Source organism: Mesorhizobium sp. 1B3 (assembly GCF_050958605.1).
Lineage (GTDB): Bacteria > Pseudomonadota > Alphaproteobacteria > Rhizobiales > Rhizobiaceae.
The window spans coordinates 130,899-149,559 of record NZ_JBJHDO010000008.1; the positions used below are offsets into that span (position 1 = coordinate 130,899).

Annotated in this window: 17 protein-coding genes; 8 read left to right on the forward strand and 9 right to left on the reverse strand. The window is 64.6% G+C overall.

Annotated features, from left to right (window positions below; all coding sequences use genetic code 11):
* Positions 1-96: 96 nt before the first annotated feature.
* The 3 genes from ACCO56_RS21395 to ACCO56_RS21405 are packed head-to-tail and all read left to right on the forward strand — an operon-like array spanning position 97 to position 4,989.
* A complete protein-coding gene (locus ACCO56_RS21395; RefSeq protein WP_433642881.1) occupies positions 97-2,139 on the forward strand; it encodes a hydantoinase/oxoprolinase family protein in 2,043 nt (680 codons plus the stop codon).
* Positions 2,136-3,806, forward strand: coding sequence for a hydantoinase B/oxoprolinase family protein (locus tag ACCO56_RS21400; protein WP_433642882.1), 1,671 nt, complete (start codon positions 2,136-2,138; stop codon positions 3,804-3,806). Before ACCO56_RS21395 ends, ACCO56_RS21400 begins: the two co-directional genes overlap by 4 nt.
* Before the next feature lie 16 nt (positions 3,807-3,822).
* Positions 3,823-4,989, forward strand: coding sequence for a M20 family metallopeptidase (locus ACCO56_RS21405; protein WP_433642883.1), 1,167 nt, complete (start codon positions 3,823-3,825; stop codon positions 4,987-4,989).
* A 50-nt stretch (positions 4,990-5,039) separates the two neighbouring features.
* Here the strand turns inward: ACCO56_RS21405 and ACCO56_RS21410 are convergent, their stop codons facing one another.
* From ACCO56_RS21410 to ACCO56_RS21420, 3 genes are all read right to left on the reverse strand, one after another.
* Complete coding sequence (locus ACCO56_RS21410; RefSeq protein WP_433642884.1) at positions 5,040-5,744, reverse strand: glutathione binding-like protein; 705 nt, start codon at positions 5,742-5,744, stop codon at positions 5,040-5,042.
* A 315-nt stretch (positions 5,745-6,059) separates the two neighbouring features.
* Positions 6,060-6,548 carry a hypothetical protein gene (locus ACCO56_RS21415; protein WP_433642885.1) on the reverse strand — a complete coding sequence of 163 codons (489 nt, stop codon included), beginning with the start codon at positions 6,546-6,548 and terminating at the stop codon, positions 6,060-6,062.
* Positions 6,549-6,679: 131 nt separating this feature from the next.
* Positions 6,680-7,060 carry a hypothetical protein gene (locus ACCO56_RS21420; RefSeq protein WP_433642886.1) on the reverse strand — a complete coding sequence of 127 codons (381 nt, stop codon included), beginning with the start codon at positions 7,058-7,060 and terminating at the stop codon, positions 6,680-6,682.
* 286 nt (positions 7,061-7,346) lie between these two features.
* On the opposite strand from ACCO56_RS21420, the gene ACCO56_RS21425 reads away from it, so the two are divergent.
* Genes ACCO56_RS21425 through ACCO56_RS21435 form a run of 3 tightly spaced genes read left to right on the forward strand, consistent with a single transcriptional unit; the run spans position 7,347 to position 9,030 of the window.
* Positions 7,347-7,784: an EamA family transporter gene (locus ACCO56_RS21425; protein ID WP_433642887.1), complete on the forward strand. Its 438-nt coding sequence runs from the start codon at positions 7,347-7,349 to the stop codon at positions 7,782-7,784.
* 56 nt (positions 7,785-7,840) lie between these two features.
* On the forward strand, positions 7,841-8,377 hold the full coding sequence (locus tag ACCO56_RS21430; protein ID WP_433643036.1) for a hypothetical protein: 537 nt from the start codon (positions 7,841-7,843) through the stop codon (positions 8,375-8,377).
* Positions 8,378-8,430: 53 nt separating this feature from the next.
* Positions 8,431-9,030 carry a glutathione S-transferase family protein gene (locus tag ACCO56_RS21435; protein WP_433642888.1) on the forward strand — a complete coding sequence of 200 codons (600 nt, stop codon included), beginning with the start codon at positions 8,431-8,433 and terminating at the stop codon, positions 9,028-9,030.
* Between the two features lie 272 nt (positions 9,031-9,302).
* Here the strand turns inward: ACCO56_RS21435 and ACCO56_RS21440 are convergent, their stop codons facing one another.
* Genes ACCO56_RS21440 through ACCO56_RS21465 form a run of 6 tightly spaced genes read right to left on the reverse strand, consistent with a single transcriptional unit; the run spans position 9,303 to position 16,361 of the window.
* Positions 9,303-9,764 (reverse strand): MarR family winged helix-turn-helix transcriptional regulator, encoded by a 462-nt coding sequence (locus ACCO56_RS21440; protein ID WP_433642889.1) that lies wholly within the window; start codon positions 9,762-9,764, stop codon positions 9,303-9,305.
* The gene (locus ACCO56_RS21445; protein ID WP_433642890.1) at positions 9,761-10,345 is read right to left on the reverse strand and encodes an amino acid synthesis family protein; all 585 of its coding nucleotides are present in this window, start codon (positions 10,343-10,345) and stop codon (positions 9,761-9,763) included. The genes ACCO56_RS21440 and ACCO56_RS21445 overlap by 4 nt, the downstream gene beginning before the upstream one ends.
* A complete protein-coding gene (locus tag ACCO56_RS21450; protein ID WP_433642891.1) occupies positions 10,338-11,228 on the reverse strand; it encodes a UPF0280 family protein in 891 nt (296 codons plus the stop codon). Before ACCO56_RS21450 ends, ACCO56_RS21445 begins: the two co-directional genes overlap by 8 nt.
* Positions 11,225-12,763, reverse strand: a complete 1,539-nt coding sequence (locus ACCO56_RS21455; RefSeq protein WP_433642892.1) for a 6-hydroxynicotinate reductase — start codon at positions 12,761-12,763, stop codon at positions 11,225-11,227. Before ACCO56_RS21455 ends, ACCO56_RS21450 begins: the two co-directional genes overlap by 4 nt.
* Entirely contained in the window at positions 12,760-15,507 is a 2,748-nt protein-coding gene (locus ACCO56_RS21460) for a molybdopterin-dependent oxidoreductase (protein WP_433642893.1), read from the reverse strand. Before ACCO56_RS21460 ends, ACCO56_RS21455 begins: the two co-directional genes overlap by 4 nt.
* Positions 15,504-16,361, reverse strand: a complete 858-nt coding sequence (locus ACCO56_RS21465; RefSeq protein ID WP_433642894.1) for an FAD binding domain-containing protein — start codon at positions 16,359-16,361, stop codon at positions 15,504-15,506. The genes ACCO56_RS21460 and ACCO56_RS21465 overlap by 4 nt, the downstream gene beginning before the upstream one ends.
* Positions 16,362-16,537: 176 nt before the next feature.
* Here ACCO56_RS21465 and pncA point away from each other — a divergent pair, with 176 nt between their 5' ends.
* Positions 16,538-17,137: a bifunctional nicotinamidase/pyrazinamidase gene (pncA, locus tag ACCO56_RS21470; protein ID WP_433642895.1), complete on the forward strand. Its 600-nt coding sequence runs from the start codon at positions 16,538-16,540 to the stop codon at positions 17,135-17,137.
* A 76-nt stretch (positions 17,138-17,213) separates the two neighbouring features.
* Positions 17,214-18,638: a sodium:proton antiporter gene (locus ACCO56_RS21475; protein WP_433643037.1), complete on the forward strand. Its 1,425-nt coding sequence runs from the start codon at positions 17,214-17,216 to the stop codon at positions 18,636-18,638.
* Positions 18,639-18,661: the final 23 nt, after the last annotated feature.

The following is an 18,661-nucleotide window of genomic DNA, read 5'->3' on the forward strand; positions in this document are numbered from 1 at the left end:
TCGCCGGTGTCGGGGGCCGGCTAGGTCCCCGCAAAGTCTGCACCACCACTGGAAAGTACCGCATGCCCTGGCGGCATGGGACGAAGGAGTCATGCCATGATCAGCCCGCAAACCGGGAGCCCGGTCGCGCCCTACCGGATCGGAGTCGAGGTCGGGGGAACCTTTACCGACCTCGTCTGGGTGGATTCATCCGGCTTGGTCCAGACCGGAAAGACACCGTCGACGCCCCATTCGATTCAGGACGCCGTGCTGTCGCTCATCGCGGAGACCGGGCTCCCGCTCGAGGACGTGGCGCAGATCACCCATGGATCCACCGTCGCGACCAACGCCCTCATCACGCGCAAGGGGGCGCAGGCGGGATTGCTGACGACGCGCGGGTTCCGCGACACGGTGATCCTGGGGCGCTGCGAACGCAACGGTGGCGTCTACGACATGCAATACCGAGGCACGGTGCCGCCAATCCGCCGCCACATGATCCGCGAGGTCGGCGAACGCATCGCGGCCGACGGAACGATCCTGAAGGCGATCGACCTGGAAGCGGCATGGGCAGAAGTCGAGGCCTTCCAGGCACAGGGCGTGGACGGGATCGCGATCTGCCTCCTGAACGCCTATGCCAATCCCGCGCATGAGAAAGCCCTGGCGGACATGATCCGCGAACGAGCACCCGACATCGCGATCTCGGCCAGCCACGAAGTCTCGCCGGAGTTTCGGGAATACGAGCGTTCGGTCACCACGGTCGTGAACGCCTTCGTCGGGCCGATCGTCGAGCGGTATATCGACCAGCTCGACCAGGGCGTCCGCGACCGCGGCTATCAAGGTGTGCTTCGCATCATGCAATCGAACGGCGGCGTGATGCCCGCCGGCTCGGCCGGTGCCAATGCGGTGCGCATGCTGCTTTCCGGTCCCGCCGCCGGCGTCTGCGCCGCAACGTGGTTCGCTGCCCGCAACGGCATCCAAAACATCCTGACGCTCGATATGGGCGGAACGAGCACCGACGTGGCCATCGCGCCGGGCCTTTCGCCGGGCATGGTCTCGGAACTCGTCGTCGACGATCTGCCGCTGCGCACGATCTCGGTGGACATGGCGACCATTGGTGCGGGCGGAGGTTCCATCGCCCAGGTCGATCAGGGCGGCTTCCTAGCGGTAGGACCGGAAAGCGCCGGCTCAAGTCCCGGTCCGGCATGTTATGGCCGAGGTGGCGCTCGCCCAACGGTGACGGACGCCCAGCTCGTGACCGGGTTGCTCCGCCCCGCCGATTTCTTCGGCGGCAAGATGGTGCTCGACCTGGATTGCGCCACGCGTGCGATCGATAGCCTTTCCGAAGCGGGGCTGGGCGGCACCACGGCTGAAAAGGCGGACGCGATATTGCGCCTGACCAACAGCAACATGGCCGGCGCGGTGCGCATGGTCTCGACCACCCGCGGCATCGATCCACGCGATTACACGCTCGTCGCCTATGGCGGCGGAGGACCTCTTCACGCGGCGATGGTCGCCGAGGAAATCGGCATGCGCGACGTCCTCATTCCGTGGTCGCCGGGGCTCGCGAGCGCCTTCGGCCTGCTGATCGCCGAAACCAAGATCGACCATGTCGTAAGCCGGCTTCATGCCTTGAGCGAACGCACGCTCGATGCGGATACGCTGGCGGAACTTTCTCGGGAGGCAGAAGCAGTGGCCGCCGCGAACGGCCTGAAGCTGGGCAGCTATCGAGTGGAGTACGGGCTGGACATGCGCTATGCCTCGCAGGCTTTCGAACTGACGATCTGGAGCGACGGGAAGACAACATCGGCCGCGGCTCTTCGCGAACTTTTCGAGCGGGCGCACCAACTGCGCTATGGCTACGTCCGAACCTCGCTGGCCTGTGAGGTTGTCTCCTACCGGCTGCGCCTCAGTCAAAAGGGCAACACGGACATCGTCACCAGGACCGACACCGATCGTTCCACCATGCCGCGTGAGGTGGAGATCATGCTTGGCGGCCAGCCCCGAATGGCAGTCCTCGCTGCCCGCAACTGGCTTGAACCCGGCCAGTCCCTTCAGGGGCCGGCCATCCTCACCGAACCCACCTCCACGACCATCGTGCCCGAGGGCTGGCAGGCCGAATGCCTGCCGACCGGGGACCTTCTGCTGCGAGACAAACGATGAGCTTCGACCAGACCACACTTACGATCATCGCACGCGCGCTGCAGTCCGCGGCCGACGAGATGGCGACGAATCTGATCCGTTCGGCCTTTTCCGCCGTGGTGCGCGAGGCGCGCGATTGCTCCACCGCCTTGCTCGACGCCGAAGGGCGGGTCATCGCGCAGGCGGAGATGATCCCGATGCAGACGGCGGCGCTGAGCGCCGCCTTCACAGCCGCGCGCAAGGTTCTGGACCTGACGAGCGTCGCGCCGGGGCAGTTCGTCATCCTGAACGATCCCTATAGCGGCGGCCAGCACCTGAACGATATCATCGTTTTCAGCCCCATCTTCTGGGAGGGCGAATTGCTGGCATGGGCCGGCAGCACCGCCCATCACCTCGACATCGGCGGCGGCTCGGCCGGGGTGAACACCGCGGCCCGCGAGCTCCTGCAGGAGGGCGTCGTCATCCCTCCGCTGCTCCTCGACCTCGAACGTGACTGGAAGGGCGGCAATTTCGAGCGCTTCTTCTTCGCCAACATAAGGACTCCCGAGATCGGCCGAGGCGACATGGACGCGCAATTCGCAGCCAATTTCGTTGGCGAGCAGCGCATCCTCGCATTGGCGAAACGCTACGGCCTGGCAACCCTGCGCGAAGCCATGGCGGAAACCCTCAACTATTCGGAGCGTCGTATGCGGGCGGCCATCTCCGAGATTCCCGATGGCAGCTGGACCGGCATCGCCTACACCGACGGCGACGGCGTTACCAAGGGTGGCCCGCCGATAGAGATCCGCGTCAAGGTCACCGTCAGGGGAGACGAGGTCGTCATCGATTTCACCGGCACCGCCGGGCAAGTACGCAGCATGTTCAATTCGCCCTACGCATCGAGTGTCGCGGCGGCGGTCACCGCGATCCGAGCGGTGCTTTCCGATACCGAGATGCCTGCAAATGACGGTTGCAATCGGCCACTGACCATCATACTCCCGGAAGGCTCCATCCTGAACCCGCATCCTGGCGCGCCGGTGCGCGCCCGCGCCACGGCTTCCTGCCGTGCCCTCGATGCGATTCATGACGCGCTGGGCCATGCGATCCCGGACAGGATCCCGGCTCAGGGCAACAACGCCACGACAGGGCTCTTCCTGTCCTTTGCCCCTCCGGGAGGCAAGATGCGCATTCACCTCGACGTCCTCGGTGGTGGTTGGGGCGCCGCTCGCGGCTATGATGCGATCCATGCCACCGATCACATTCTTTCGTCATGCCGATTGACCCCGACGGAATCCATCGAGCAGATCTATGAACACCTGCGCATGGAGTCCTTCGGCCTGTGCGAGCAATCCTGGGGGGAAGGACAGTTCAATGGCGGCATGGGGGTATTCCGCCGCTATAGGATCACCCAGGACCACGTAACGCTCAGCCTCTATTCCGATCGATTCCTGCTTCCGCCGAAGGGACGCAATGGTGGTCGCGATGCGGAGCGGTCGAGCCTCAGGATCGAGCGGCAGGGCGAAGTGATCGAGCTGGCGGGCAACAGCACCTTCGAAATGAAGCGCGATGACGTGGTCGAGATACGCATCGCCGGCGGCGGCGGCTGGGGCGATCCTTCGTTGCGCGCTCGGGGCCGCGTCGTGGCCGACCTCGAGGACGGGCTGATCAGTGCCGACACGGCGCGTCACGTCTATGCCTACAACCCTTAACCGCAAAGGTTCGCTCATGAAGCCGAAAAGCATCCGCCCGGTCAGCGCGTTCGACGCCGATCGCATCCTTGCCGAGATCGTCAAATGGGTTGGGTTCGAGACCCCGTCCGATCGCCCCGACCTCATCGACGCCCTTCTCGATCACGTGGAAGGGCTGTTCGACGGCCTGCCCGTCGAACGTCGGCGCATTCCGGCAAGCGAAGGGAGGGGCGGCCAGCTTGTGCTGCGCTACGACCCGGCACGCTCCAATGCCGAGCCTCTCCTGTTCATGGGCCATATCGATACTGTCTGGGCGGCCGGTACGCTGGCGGAAAGGCCGGTGCGTCGCGATGGCGACAAGGTGTTCGGGCCGGGCATATTCGACATGAAGGCGGGCTCCTGTCTCGCCACGCTTACCCTGCTCGACTTGGCTCGGGAAGGGATCGCTCCGCCCCGCCCCGTGGTCGTCTTTCTCAACAGCGACGAGGAGATAGGAAGCCACGTTTCCCGCGGCACGATCGAGACGCTCGGCCGGGAAGCAGCGATGATCATGGTTCCCGAACCGTCCTTCGAGGCGGTCGGTACCGTCATCACCGCGCGTAAGGGCTGGGGTAACTTCACGCTGAAGGCGACCGGCGTTTCCGCCCATGCCGGTGGCAGCCTCCACGAAGGCCGCAGCGCAATACGCGAGATCGCCCGACATGTGATCGAGATCGAAGCGATGACCGAAAGCGAACCTCACGCCACCTTCAACGTGGGCACCATCGCCGGAGGCACACGGCCCAATGTCGTGCCGGCCGAAGCGTTGGCGGAGGTCGATATGCGCGTCGATAATATGGACGAGGCAAAACGGCTGGAGGCGGCGATCCTGGCTCGCCGGCCATTCGATCCGGATGTGAAGCTCGAAGTTACAGGCGGTATCAACCGCCCGCCGTTTGTCCGTTCAAGCGAAGTGGCGAGGCTGTATGAAGCGACGCGCGGCCTTGCCGACAGGCTGGGTCTGCCTCTTGGCGAAACCCAGCGCGGCGGTGTCTCCGACGGCAATATTGTGGCCGCTCTGGGCAAGCCTGTGCTGGACGGCCTCGGTTGCTCAGGGGCCGGCGCGCACGCTCTGCACGAACACATCCTCTACTCGACCATAGCGCCTCGCGCGGCGCTGATGTACGCCATGGCGACCGACGAGGCATACGCCGCCCAGTTCTAGCCATTGCAGAGCGCCCGGCGCGTCCGAATGGACGCGTGGGCCCTCTGGAGTCACCCCCGCGCGGGAATGCTCAACCCGCGCTGCGACGCCGGCCGGTCGAAAGCCCGCTCGAGCCAAGCCATGGTGTTCGGGAAGTCCTTGAAGCCGACCAGCGCATCGGCCTCGTAATAGACCTTCAGGTTCCGCACCCACGGGAAGGTCGTGATGTCGGCGATCGTATATTCGTCGCCCATGACCCATTTGCGACCGATCAGGCGGCCTTCCAGCACACCGAGCAGGCGCTTGGATTCTGCCGCGTAGCGTTGAAGCGGTCGCTTGTCCTCGATTTCCCGCCCGGCAAATTTGTTGAAGAAGCCGACCTGCCCGAACATCGGGCCGATCGCCGCCATTTGGAAGAACACCCATTGCAGCGTTTCGTAACGTCGGGCGGCATCGGCGGGGATCAGCTTTCCGGTTTTTTCGGCGAGGTAGGTGAGGATGGCGCCGGACTCGAACAGACCGAGCGGCTTGCCTCCCGGGCCATTGGGATCGATGATCGCGGGGATCTTGCCGTTGGGATTGAGCGACAGGAATTCCGGCGTCCAGCTTTCGTTCTTGCCGATGTCGACCAGATGCGGCTCGTAAGGAATCTCGATCTCCTCGAGCATGATCGAAACCTTCGCGCCGTTGGGCGTCGGCAGCGAGTAAAGTTGCAATATGTCGGGATTCTTCGCGGGCCAGCGCTTGGTGATCGGGAAGGCGGAAAGATCGGCCATCAGGGATTCCTTGGGAGGGGGAGAAGATGTGACGGCCTTGGAATTAGACCCTCAAACGCCGTCGATCAATCCTGACAGCCGCACAGGCGCACCTTCCGAGCCCTCGACATACGATCGCCGAAGCAGACACACGCTCCCGCGGAGACTGCCGTGCGGTTCGAGCCGGGCCAGGGGCGCGATGCCGGCTCCGCTTTCGGCCCGTGTCGTATACGGCTTTCCAGCAGAAGGTGATGGAAGCTTCGATGCCCGGGCAAAACCTGGAGCTTGGCCGCGTTATTGCAACGTCAGGTGATTCCCACTTGGCTGCCAAACGCTCTACCGCGGTGGTTTGGCGGCAGCGTAGATCACCACGCTGCTGGATCCGTCGAAATCGACGGCAAGCACGTCGCGGATCAGAACCTGTCGAGAATCGATCGCATGGTAGAGCATGGCGTTGCCTTCGATTTCCTGACGAAGTTCGGTCACTTCCGCCTGGTGCTCCTTGACCTTGGCCTCGATCTCGGGCGGCGGCCCGCCTTCGGTGACCGCGGCGTCGGTCAGAAAGACGATATCGACCTTGTCGAGCTTCGAGGTTTTGCGGACCATGCCGATATTGTCGCCGGTCTTTTCGATCGCAGCGATGACCTTGTCGGCATCGACCGTGGCCTGTGTTTCTTCCTCCTTCACGTCGGACCCGATGATCTTGTCGACGGCCTCCCTATTATCGAGGCCTTGCGCGAGAAGCGTGGCCTGCGGAATGGCCGTCGTAAGGAACAGGGCCGCGGCGATCGCCTGAAGGGATCTGGCTTCGATGAACGTCGGCATTGTCCACCCCTTTCAAGAGTCGTGCTGGCGCAAAATTGGTGGCGCGAAAAGAACAGAACGATTCCCGCCCGGACGGGGTTCCCAGGCAGATACGGCGGGGCGGATGAAGGCCGTCCCGCCGCGCCGGGCCATCAGCTCCGTTTCTTGGTGATCAGGGTCAGGGCGCCGTCATTGCCCATGGTGGCGGCGATGACCTGGGCGGAACTCAGCCCCTTGGCATCGAGAGCCGATTTGACCTTCGGCGTCGCGTCGATCGAGCTGCGAAGCTTCTGCAGGTCCTCCTCGCTTCGCTGGGAAACGAGCTCGTTTACCTGGGTCTGTGTGGTCTCCGGCAATTCGGTGATGTCGACGACGCTGACGCTCTGGATCTCAGGCACTCCGGATTGCGCTTCCGGCGCTGCTGGGGCGGGCTGCGCGGGCGCTGCGGGTGCCGGCGCCGGCTGCTGTTGGGCGCTCGCCGCAGAGGCGAGCATCAGGGCGGCGCTGGCCGCGAGAATTGTCGTCTTACGCATGGATCTTCCTTTCCATCGTTGGGCGAACAGACAATTTTGGGGGCACCTCCACCTGATACGGCAAATGAGGACACAAGCTGTCGCCGGACGGGTTATTGCATGACCATTCCAAGGCCGGAATGTGGACCCGCCGCTTCGGTCGCGTGATGCCGCATCGAGGGGAAACTTGGGAGGTGCTCGCCGACGAGGAACTCCTCGTCTGTCAGCCGGACGGTGTTGCCTATGGCGCAGCGCCGCTTCCTGCTCTAAACCGGGACAGGAAGCAGTTCGCGGTCTGGTTGTCCTGATGAAATCCCTGGTCGCCTCCTGGCAGTTCTGGGCGTTGATGTCGGCGTGTTTTGCCGCGCTCACGGCGATTTTCGCAAAGGTCGGCGTGGAGAACGTCAGTTCCGATCTCGCGACCTTCATCCGTACGGTGGTCATCCTGGCGATGGTCGGCGGCATCCTCGTCGCCACCGGCCAGTGGCAGCCGCCGGGCTCCGTGTCCGGCCGCACCTGGACCTTTCTCGTCCTGTCGGGATTTGCCACCGGCGCCTCCTGGCTGTGTTATTTCCGGGCGCTGAAGCTCGGCGACGCCGCGCGTGTCGCTCCGCTCGACAAGTTGAGCGTCATTCTGGTCGCCGTCTTCGGCGTGCTTTTCCTCGGCGAGAGGCTATCCCTCTTCAACTGGCTCGGCGTTGCCATGATCGCGGCGGGCGTCGTGCTGCTGACGGCGAGGCTGTAGCCGTGGAGCCGGGGACCACTCACGGTGCGGAGGCTTTCCCGCACATCCGCATCGTCATGGGCATGGTCGTCGGCCTCGGCGTAACGCGACTCTTGACGGGTGTCGCTCGCATCATCCAGCATCCCGGACAATATCGGCTCTACCCTGTGCATCTCGCCTGGGTCGCCTCGGTACTGCTGACACTGATCCATTTTTGGTGGTGGGAGTTCGGCCTGTTCGGCATCACGCGCTGGACCTTCGAGACGTACCTTTTCATCGTCGCCTATGCGGTAATGCTGTTCCTGCTTTCGGCGCTGCTGTTTCCAGACAGTATGTTCGACTATGCCGGCTATGAAGATTTCTTCATTTCGCGACGCGGCTGGTTCTTCGGCTTGCTGGCCGTCACCTTTGCCGCTGACTTGGTCGACACGCTCATCAAGGGCAAGGAGCATTTCGAGCGGTTCGGCTGGGAGTATTTGATCCGAACGCCGCTATTGTTCGCTCTCTGCATCGTCGCGGCAATCACCCCCAACAGACGCTTCCATGCGGTCTTCGTCGCAGGAACCTTGATCTATCAGATCTCATGGATCCTAAGGCTGTTCGACTCGCTGTAACCCGGAGCATCGATTAGACTGGGGAATATCTTGTGGAGGAAAGGCAGGTCGAAATGTATCAAGCCGTTGGTGCGCCCGGAACGCGTGTCGGCCGTGTCCTTTGGATGCTGGAAGAGCTCGGCGAGCCCTATGAATTCGTGAAGGTCGGCATCCACTCACCCGAAATGTACGCGCTGAACCCTTCGGGCAAGTCGCCGGCGCTGGTGGACGGCGACGTGGTGGTCACCGATTCCGCGGCGATCTGCGTCTACCTGGCCGACAAGCACGCAGACAAGGGCATGGGCGCGGCGCCGGGCTGCGCGGGCCGGGCCGAGATGGATGGCTGGATGCATTTTCTCCAGTCCGAATTCGAGGCGCCTTTGTGGAACAAGCTGCGCCATCGCATGCTGCTGCCCGACGAGGTGCGCGTCGATGTCGGTCCGGCGACCGCGTATGATTTCGCCAATGAACTGCGCACGCTGGAGCGCAGGCTTGCAGACAAAGAGTTTGCGCTGGGCGACCGCTTCAGCGCGGTGGATGTGGTGCTTGGCGACATGGGTGCCTGGGCAAGGGCGGCAAAGTTCGGGGTCGAGGCGCCGGCGATCAACGCCTATTTCGACCGCGTCCTGTCGCGGCCGGCGCGGCAGCGTGCCCTGGCCAAGGGGGCAAAGTGATGCAGCGCGCCGTCGCGGTCGAAAGGGTCGCGAGAGGAAAGCATCACGAGTGAGGCCGTTCGACGTGGCCGTGCTGGTTGAGGACGAGCGTCATGTCCGGCGCAGAGCGATCACGCTCGGCCGGGGCGCCAAGGTCTCGTGGACTTTCCGAGGCCATGTGCGGGGAGACGGCGACGCGCTGATCCCTGAGAACGGCCGCCCGGGTCGAGATCGGGGCCGCCGAGGAGGAGCTCTTCGACATTCGCGGCCGTAACAGGCCCATTGTCCTGTCACTACTCGCTGATCCTCCCCAACAACTTCAGCAACGTGCCCGCTTCGCGCTGCGTCAACGGCTGCAGCGTTTCGGCGGTGATCTCCTGCGCGAGAGGGATAAGCCGTTCTACCGCCTGCCGCCCGGCGTCGGTCAGGCTGACCAACACCCGGCGCTTGTCGCCATCGTGGCGGGCGATCTCGACGAAGTCTCGTGCCTTCAGCCGGTCGATGACACCCTTGATGGTGGCGGCGTCCATGGCGATCAGCGTGCCGAGCTGGTTCTGCGAAGTTGCGCCGACCTCATGCAGCTTGGCGAGCGCGGCGAATTGGGGCGGGGTCAGGTCGCCGATGCGCGAGGCGAAGATCGCGACATGGCGCTGATGCGCCTTGCGCAGGACGAAGCCGATCTGATCCTGAAGACGGTAGGTCTCGTCGCCGGGCTCGGTGTCGACCAGTCGCAGGCTGCCTTCTTCCCTGTTCACCGCAGGCCGTCCCAGGCTTTTATGTCCTTGGCTTCCAGGCCGCCCATGCGGTTGTGCACCCGCGGTCCGCAAGCCATCGCAAGGACGAAGAGGATTTCGTCCGGACGAGGCCCATCGCTAAGGCCCACCTCCATCGCGTCGAAATGGCTGCGCACATAGGCGGCGTTGATGTGTCCGAGCGGCACGTCTATGCGCGATCCGAAGGCGCCGACTTTCTTGGCCGAGGGCACGATGGCTTTCGCCTCGCCGAGGCGCTCGCGCATCGCATAGCCACCCGGCACGTGCCACAGCGCACCGTGCTCCAGCTCGCCGGCCGTACCGACGATTGCTCCCTTGCCATAGGCGTCGATCGCCTTGGCATCGCCGCCGAGCGCGCCGATCAGGCGATCGGTCAGCATCAGGCCGAGTGGCTTCAGATCGTCCATCGCAGCTTGCAGTCCTTCGACGTAGCGTCCGGCGAAGGGATTGCCGACCAGCGCCATGGCCGCCGCGCGCCGCCGCGGCTGCTGTGCTGTCGGCCCGCCTTCGTGGAAAATCTCCTCCGTCAGCACCGCGATCTTGCGGATCGGAAACTCAGCCATGGATCAACTCCTCCGAAAAATGCGTATTGTTGCGGGTCGCGCCGGCCGTAACCAAAGGCCCGCAGATGCGGCTCTCGCCGCGCAGGAAAAGTGCAGCCGCGGCGATAAGGTTTTTTGCTCGCAGTTCTTCCGCCATCGCGAGGCCGCTGTCGAGGGCCTGCGAAACCTCCGCCGACAGAAGCTCGCCGACATCGGTGGTCACCAGCCTTTCTCCGAGATCACTGTCCGGGGTGATGCTGCTGGCGGGTTCGCGCCGGATAGCGGGGTGGCCGGGCAAGTGGATGGCATTGGCGATGATCGTGGCGGCGGCGTCGGCTTCGGCGGCACTGCGCGCCAGGACCGTCACGGCGTCCGCAATGCCCAGCGAGAAGCTGCGGCCGCGCCAGCCGCTGGTGGCGATCCCGCGCACAGGGTCGGCGGCACGAATCATGATGCGGTCGGCCAATCGGTGTCCTGTCCCGGCGATAGCGACGCGAATCTCCTGGTCTGCCGAAAGGTGGAGCGCGCTGTCGCCGCCATTGTTGACATAGGCCTTGTCGAGTTTTCGCCCCTTCAGCATCGCGGCTATCATCTCGTCGGCCACGGAGCCGGCGACAGCGGCCATGGGGGTTATGAAGACGCGAGCGAGCGGCGAGACCGCAGCTTCCATGCGCGCGGCGGTGGGGCCGGCGAAAAGACGTGGCGAGACAGTCGAGGGGAGCCTCAGATCGGAAAGCTCGGAGACCAGTTCCTCGAGAATGGTTTCGAAGCGTTCGGCTGCCTGTCTATAGGCGACACGCCGTTCGTCTTCTCGACCGAACGCCTCGATGACCAGATCGATCGGCCCATGGTTGAGATGCAGCCTGCGGCCGTCCGGCAGCATTCCGGCCTGGGGCCCGATCATCCCGGGCCGGTCCCCGGATAGCGTTGCAGCTGATAGAGCGGTGGCCAGGGATTGGCGACCGGCGCGCCCTGGCCGCGGCGGGGATTGGCATATTCGCCGCCGCGCGCCACGATATCGTCTACCGAGCGGATCTCCGATTCATAGCCGCCGAGCCGGATATAGTCGTCGCGTCGCATGGTGAACTCGATCGGGGCCACGAGCGCGGGCGTCGGCACATAACCGAATGCGTTTTCCGGCACGCGCATCACGTCGACCATCAACGTGATGCCGCCCCCCGGCCAGACATAGGCGGGGGCGCCGCCGACCGTCACATAGGTGTGCAGGCCTTGGACGGAGCGCGTTAGATTAACGGGATTCTCGGTGACGCCGGCGCGGAGGGACCCGCCGGCGCCGCCGACGAAGAGCACGGTGCAGAGGGCCGGTTCGCAATTCTCCTCTATCAAGCGGACCGATTTGCGCAGCCGTTCGGGGAACGGTTTTTCGACGGGACTCAAATCCTCGTCGAGCTCGTAATAGGCGAATTGCTCACCCGTTGTGGACACCATCAGCAGCGAAAGGCCGGGCTTCGCGCCTTTCCCCGGATTCCAGCCACCGAGAATGGCGAGCGGGTCGGAAATCGTCGTGCCGCCCCAGCCGAGGCCCGGATCCGAAACCTTGAAATAGCGGCCCGGGGTCGAGCGCCGGCCGATGATCTTGATGCCGGTGTCCTCCCAGCCCAGCACCTTGCCCGCTTGGTGTTCGGAAACCACGCCGGTGATGTGGTCGTCGACCACCACGACCTCGTCGACCAGTCCGCGCCACTGGGAGGCAAACATGCCGATCGTCGCGGAGCCGCAGCCGACGCGCATGCGGTGCTCGGCGTGCCCGTCGATGACCGGCGGCTTGCCGGCCTCCACGATCACGGTGCCCCCGCCGTCGATCGTCAGTTCGACCGGCTTGCGGTTGCAGAGGTCGAGCAGCGTATCGCAGGTTACGCGGCCTTCCGACTTCGATCCGCCGGTGAGATGATTGACGCCGCCGAGCGACAGCATCTGCGAGCCATATTCGCCTGTCGTGACATGGCCGACCGCCTCGCCTTGCGACCGCACCGTCGCCGTCTCTGGCCCGATGTGACGATCCGTGTCGATCTTCACCTTGACGCCGCAATAGCTGAAGATGCCCTCGGTCACGACTGTGACGAGGTCGACGCCTTCCACCTCCTGCGAAACGATGAAAGGCGCGGGCTTGTAGTCGGGATAGGTCGTGCCGGCGCCTATGGCGCTGACGAAGCGAGGGCCTGTGTTGAGGAGCGCGCCGTCCCACTCGGCATCGTCGAGGAACGGGACGAGAGGGCCTCCGGCTTCCTCGGCGTGGTTCAGGATGACGAGCGCATCGGTACGGACGATCTTGCCGCCGACATTGCCGTAGCGGTCGCAGGCGCCTGTACGGCCTTCCGCGATGTAGCACATGACCGGGCACGCGTCGCAGCGTATCTTCTCGCCCGCCTGCTTGGCGCCGGGCTCGTGCGTCTCGAAACGTTCGGAAAGCTCGCTCATGGCGCCGCATTTCCCGCGCGGATGGCAGCAAGCACACGGCTCGGCGTTGCCGGGACCTTCGTCACCAGCACGCCCGTGGCATGGCGGATGGCGTTGAGTATGGCCGGCGCCGTCGGTATCAGCACATGCTCTCCCAGGCCTTTGGCGCCGAACGGCCCTTCCGGATCCGGAACTTCCACGAGAATGGTTTCGATCGGCGGAACGTCGCCGATGGTCGGGATCAGATAGTCGTGCAGGTTTTCGGTGCGGCCGGGGACGTATTCCTCCATAAGGGCCATGCCAATGCCCTGCGCGATGCCACCTTCGATCTGGCCTTCGGCGAGCAAGGGATTGATCGCCTTGCCGACATCGTGCGCCCCGGTAACCTTGACGAGCTTGACCGTGCCGAGCGTCATGTCGACCTCGAGCTCGGCGATCTGCGCGCCATAGCCATAGACGGCGTAGGGTACGCCTTGCCCCTTCGCGTCGAGTGGCTTCGTCGGAGCGTCATAGGTTTCCTCGGCGCGGAAGACGAAGCCTTCCTCGTCCTTCGGCAACGAGGACAAGACGATGCGTCGCGTCGCCTCGCCTTCCCGGATCGCAAGCACGTCGCCGTCCAGGGAAAGCGCGGCCTTTCCGGACACATTGGCGAAACGCAGGATTTCCTCCCGCAACGCCAGCGCGGCCTTTGCCGCCGCCTTGCCGGTCACGAAGGTCTGGCGCGAGGCCGAGGTCTTGCCCGCATCCGGCGTAATGGCCGTATCGGCGCTTTCCAGGCGGAAGGCCGCCATCGGCAGCCCCAGCGCGTCGGCGGCGATCTGCGTGATCGCGGTATTGGCACCCTGTCCGATGTCGACGGCGCCTTGATGGAGCAACACCGCGCCGTCGCCGGCGACGCCGATCTTGATGGTAGAGGGATTTGGCAAGCCCGTGTTGCCGCAACCATACCAGCAGGAGGCGATGCCGACGCCTCGCTTGGTCCCGGCATTCGCGGCGTTGAATGCATCTGCCTCGGCCAGGGCGCGGCGCCAATGCGGTTCCAGCGCCTCCAGGCATTCGGCGATGCCGACGCCGTTATCGAGTCGATGCCCAGTTACCGTTTCGCAGCCGTTCCGAAGCGCATTCCGCAGTCGGAAAGCCAGCCGGTCGACGCCCAGCCTGGCCGCCAGCACGTCGTAGAGCGTCTCCTGCATGATCGTGGCTTGCGGCACGCCGAAGCCGCGGAAGGCACCGGAAATTGGGCCGTTGGTATGGATCGCGCGCGCACAGGCGCGGTAGTTGGGCGTCATGTAGGGACCTGACGCGTGGACGGGCACGCGATTGGCGACCGTTGGCCCCCAGCTCGCATAGGCCCCGGTGTTGAAATCGCCTTCGAAGGTCATGGCGACCACGCGGCCTTCCCGGTCCGCTCCGACGGTGGCCGTCATGACGGCCGGATGCCGCTTGGTCGTCGACATCATCGATTCCTGCCTGGAGTAGGCGAGCATTGCGGGGCGCCCGGTCTTCAGTGCGACCAGGCCGATATAGGGCTGCACGGAAAGGTCGAGCTTCGAGCCGAACCCGCCGCCCGTCGCGGTGGGGATAATGCGGACTTTCGACGCATCGAGGCCGAGCACCTTGGCCGTGTCGTCCCGGTCCATATAGGGGGCCTGGGTGCAGGCGCGGATGACCAGCGTGTCGCCGTCCATTTCCGCCCAGCCGGCTTCGGGCTCGACATAGGCGTGTTCGACGAAGGACGTCTCGATGCTGCCCGAGACGGTCAGATGCGCGCCGGCAAGCGCGCTCTCCGGATCGCCGCGCTCGACGAGGCCGCTGACCAATATGTTGTTCGGCCGGCCCTCATGGAGGCATCCGGCAGCCCGGGCGCTGGCAATTTCGGTGACGGCGGGAAGCTCGGACCAGGTGATCGGGAATTCCTCGGGGTCGAGGCCCAGGATCGCGTCGCGTTCGCCGGCGACGACGGCGACGGCTTCGCCCCGGAATCGGACCTGACGTTCGGCGAGCGCCGGCTGGTCGGCAAAGGGAGGGATGACGCCGAAGGCGTTTCTGCCGGTGATGTCCGCGGCTGTGTAAGCGCCGACAAGGCCGGGTCGCGAGTTCACGAAACTGTCGAGGTCGCCGAACGTGAAACGTGCGTGCCAGAAGGGCGAGCGGATGACGAGTACGGCAAGAGCATCGGCGGGGAAGCCGTCGGCACCGAACATGTCCGTGCCGGTGATCTTGGTTATCCCGTCGAGGCGCACCGGCGTGGCGCCCACCGCCCTGGTCGCCTCGGGCAACCTCCGGTCAAGTTCTCTCGTTCGGGCCGATGCATCCATCACGGCCTGGATGATCTTGCGGTAACCGGTGCAGCGGCACAGCACGCCGCCCAGCGCATCCTGGACCTCCGCTTCCGTCGGACGAGGCATGCGCTCCAGAAGAGCCGTGGCGGCGACGAGCAGGCCCGGCGTGCAGATGCCGCATTGCACGGCGCCATGTTCGAGGAAAGAAGCCTGAAGCGCCGAGAGGGTGCCGTTGGCCAGGCCTTCGACTGTTCGTACCTTTCGCCCCGAAACGGAGGCAGCCGGCATCAGGCATGCGCAGGCGGGCTCCCCGTCGACCAGCACCGTGCAGGCTCCGCAATCACCCGCGTCGCAGCCGACCTTGGTGCCGGTCAGGCGCAGTTCGTCCCGCAGCAGGGCTGAGAGACGCACGACCGGAGAAACGGCGAGGCTGACGGTGGACCCGTTGACCTCGAATTCGATCGACTGCGCCTCGAACGTCATGCGGCATCCCGCCTTTCTTCGCCGGTGGCGGCCGCGAGGGCCCGCGAGACGATCTCCCAGGCGGCGGCCTGCCGGTATTCCGCGCTGCCGCGCACATCGTCGATCGGCGCCAGCGCTGAAAAGTGATCCGGCTCGATCTCCCGGAAGAGCGAAGGGCTCGGCAATCTCCCGACCAGCGCTTGTTCAAGCCCAATCAAGCGGTGCGCGACGGGCGAGCAGGCGCCGACGGCGATGGCCACGTCGGTCAGCCGTCCGTCCACACCTGTCTCCACGCGCGCCGCGGCCATGGCGATGGAGATGACAAGATAACGGCGCGCGCCGAGCTTGGAAAATGAAGACGTTCCGGACGCGGAACGTTTGGGAATGTGGATCGCCGTCATCAGCTCGCCGGGCCGCAGCGCCGTCCGACGGTTGCCGAGAATGAACATGGCGAGAGGCAGGTGACGGGCCCCTTCCAGCGACCGCAACTCCACCTCGGCATCGAGGACCAGCAGTGCCGGCACCCCGTCGGCGGCGGGCGAGGCGTTGCATAGGTTGCCCGCAACCGTGCCGGCATTCTGGATTTGGACCGAGCCGACCTCGCGTGCCGCCTGCTTCAGCGCGTCAAAGGCGGCGGGCAGCTTGTGTTGAAGAACGTCAGTCCAGGTCGTTCGTGCGCCGACGACGAAATGATCCGGTGTTTCCGTTATGCCACGCAACGCGTCGAGGCCATTGATGTCGAGCACGTTCTGGCGAATGGGGCGGCCGGCGAGAGCGGGGTAGAAATCCGTGCCGCCCGCAAGAATTCTCCACCGATCCTCAGCGAGGAGTTGCAGCGCCTCGTCGACTGCCCTGGGTTTCGCGTAACGGATCACGCAATGCCTCCGGCACCGGAGAATTATTTGCACACAAATGATATCAAGGCCCCGGCGCTTGTCAAAGCCGACTTTCGCGGTGCGCCCATCCGGGGATGGCAAGATCATCTTCCAGCATGTTGACGCCGCGACCTTTTTCCGCTGACGTTCCGGCACTTCAGGCGACAGGAGACATCATGGCCAAGCACGCTCTCATCATCGTTGACGTTCAGAACGATTTCTGTCCGGGTGGGGCTCTGGCCGTGGCTGGGGGCGACGAGGTCGTTCCGATCATCAACAGGCTTTCGCCCGGCTTCGAGCACGTCATCCTCACCCAGGATTGGCATACGCCGCATCATTCGAGCTTCGCGTCGAGCCATGCCGGGCGGCAGCCATTCGAGACCATCGACATGCCTTACGGCAAGCAGACGCTGTGGCCCGACCATTGCGTCCAGGGAACGGCCGGCGCGGACTTCCATCCCGGGCTCGAGCGCGGTCGGGCGGAACTGGTCCTGCGCAAGGGCTACGATCGGGCGATCGACAGCTATTCGGCCTTTTACGAGAACGACCGCGAGACGCCGACGGGGCTTGCCGGATACCTGCGTGAGCGCGGTATAGACGAGATCACGCTCGCCGGTCTCGCCACCGACTATTGCGTGGCCTATTCGGCCCTCGATGCGCTCGCGCATGGTTTCACGACCACGGTTCGGCTCGAAGCTTGTCGGGCGATCGATCTCGCCGGCTCGCTCGACACGATGCTTGGCCTGATGAAACGAGCGGGCGTCACCCTCGCTTGATGCCGGTTTGGCTGGACCTGTCCGATCGCATCGGCTAAGCCCCCTCGCACGCGTTCAGGAAGGGGGGTTAATGCCGATGCGACTATCGAACTGTGCCGCTGCTGGTCTCGCGACGGTTCTTCTGTTGTCGGCAACATCAGTCGCGTCGGCGGCTGAAGGCGTTCCGGGCGCGACCATGTCGCTTCTGTGGGCGCTACCCTTTGTCGGGCTGCTCCTGTCGATCGCCACCGGGCCACTCTTTTTTCATCACATCTGGGAGCATCACTACGGCAAGATCACTGCCCTGTGGTCCGCGCTGGTCGTCGTACCGCTGGCCTTCTCCTTCGGTTGGGCGCCAATGGCGGGCGCCGTGCTTCACGCGCTGCTTCTGGAATACATGTCCTTCATCATCCTGCTGTTCGGCCTGTTCACCATCGCGGGCGGCATCCTGGTGACGGGCAACATTCACGGCACGCCGATGGTGAATGCCGGGCTTCTGGTGATCGGGGCGATTCTGGCCTCTTTCGTTGGCACCACCGGCGCTTCGATGATCCTGATCCGGCCGATCATCCGAGCGAACGACAACCGGCCCTTCAATGCCCATGTCATCATCTTCTTCATCTTCCTGGTCTCCAATATAGGCGGCGCGCTGACGCCGCTCGGCGATCCGCCGCTCTTTGTCGGCTTCCTGCGCGGTGTCGACTTCTTCTGGACGACCGGCCATCTCCTCACCGAAACCCTGATGGTGGGGGGCATCGTGCTCGCCGTCTTCCTGGCGCTCGATATCTTCCTGCATCAGCGCGAGAAGGGCCTGCCGAAGATCAAGGATCCGACGCCGGATTCGAAGCTGCGCATCCGCGGGCTGGTGAACCTGCCGCTGCTGGGTGGCGTGATCGGGCTGGTGCTTCTGTCGGCCGCCTGGAAGCCCGGCATCGCCTTCACCATCCAGGGCGTTTCGGTGGAGCTGCAGAACCTGTTGCGCGACGTCGGCATCGTTGCTCTGGCGGTCGTGTCGCTTGCGGTCACGCGCAAGGAATTCCGCCGCGCGAACGGCTTTGCCTGGGGCCCGATCGTCGAGGTGGCGAAACTCTTCGCCGGCATCTTCATCTGCATCGTGCCGGTGATCGCCATCCTGCAGGCCGGTCCGGAAGGCGCGCTGGCGCCGCTGGTCGCCCTGGTGAGTTCCCCGTCGGGCGAGCCCAACGACCTCGCCTATTTCTGGCTGACCGGGCTCCTGTCGTCGTTCCTCGACAACGCGCCCACCTACCTCGTCTTCTTCGAGCTTGCCGGCGGCAACCCGCAGGAGTTGATGACGACTTTCGCAACCACGCTCGCCGCCATCTCGACAGGCGCGGTCTTCATGGGCGCCAACACCTATATCGGCAATGCACCGAACTTCATGGTGTACGCGATCGCCAGGGAGCGCGGCATCGCAATGCCGAGCTTCTTCGGCTATATGCTGTGGTCGGGTGCCGTTCTTATCCCGACGTTCCTGCTGGTCGGTTTCATCTTCTTCGGGTAACTGCGGGCAAACCCCTCATCCGA

Excerpts from the sequence above, each read along its gene's own strand:
- ACCO56_RS21395 (WP_433642881.1), top strand. The coding sequence starts at position 97 with ATGATCAGCCCGCAAACCGGGAGCCCGGTCGCGCCCTACCGGATCGGA.
- ACCO56_RS21400 (WP_433642882.1), top strand. The coding sequence starts at position 2,136 with ATGAGCTTCGACCAGACCACACTTACGATCATCGCACGCGCGCTGCAG.
- ACCO56_RS21405 (WP_433642883.1), top strand. The coding sequence starts at position 3,823 with ATGAAGCCGAAAAGCATCCGCCCGGTCAGCGCGTTCGACGCCGATCGC.
- ACCO56_RS21410 (WP_433642884.1), bottom strand. The coding sequence starts at position 5,744 with ATGGCCGATCTTTCCGCCTTCCCGATCACCAAGCGCTGGCCCGCGAAG.
- ACCO56_RS21415 (WP_433642885.1), bottom strand. The coding sequence starts at position 6,548 with ATGCCGACGTTCATCGAAGCCAGATCCCTTCAGGCGATCGCCGCGGCC.
- ACCO56_RS21420 (WP_433642886.1), bottom strand. The coding sequence starts at position 7,060 with ATGCGTAAGACGACAATTCTCGCGGCCAGCGCCGCCCTGATGCTCGCC.
- ACCO56_RS21425 (WP_433642887.1), top strand. The coding sequence starts at position 7,347 with ATGAAATCCCTGGTCGCCTCCTGGCAGTTCTGGGCGTTGATGTCGGCG.
- ACCO56_RS21430 (WP_433643036.1), top strand. The coding sequence starts at position 7,841 with ATGGGCATGGTCGTCGGCCTCGGCGTAACGCGACTCTTGACGGGTGTC.
- ACCO56_RS21435 (WP_433642888.1), top strand. The coding sequence starts at position 8,431 with ATGTATCAAGCCGTTGGTGCGCCCGGAACGCGTGTCGGCCGTGTCCTT.
- ACCO56_RS21445 (WP_433642890.1), bottom strand. The coding sequence starts at position 10,345 with ATGGCTGAGTTTCCGATCCGCAAGATCGCGGTGCTGACGGAGGAGATT.
- ACCO56_RS21450 (WP_433642891.1), bottom strand. The coding sequence starts at position 11,228 with ATGATCGGGCCCCAGGCCGGAATGCTGCCGGACGGCCGCAGGCTGCAT.
- ACCO56_RS21455 (WP_433642892.1), bottom strand. The coding sequence starts at position 12,763 with ATGAGCGAGCTTTCCGAACGTTTCGAGACGCACGAGCCCGGCGCCAAG.
- ACCO56_RS21460 (WP_433642893.1), bottom strand. The coding sequence starts at position 15,507 with ATGACGTTCGAGGCGCAGTCGATCGAATTCGAGGTCAACGGGTCCACC.
- pncA (WP_433642895.1), top strand. The coding sequence starts at position 16,538 with ATGGCCAAGCACGCTCTCATCATCGTTGACGTTCAGAACGATTTCTGT.
- ACCO56_RS21475 (WP_433643037.1), top strand. The coding sequence starts at position 17,214 with ATGCGACTATCGAACTGTGCCGCTGCTGGTCTCGCGACGGTTCTTCTG.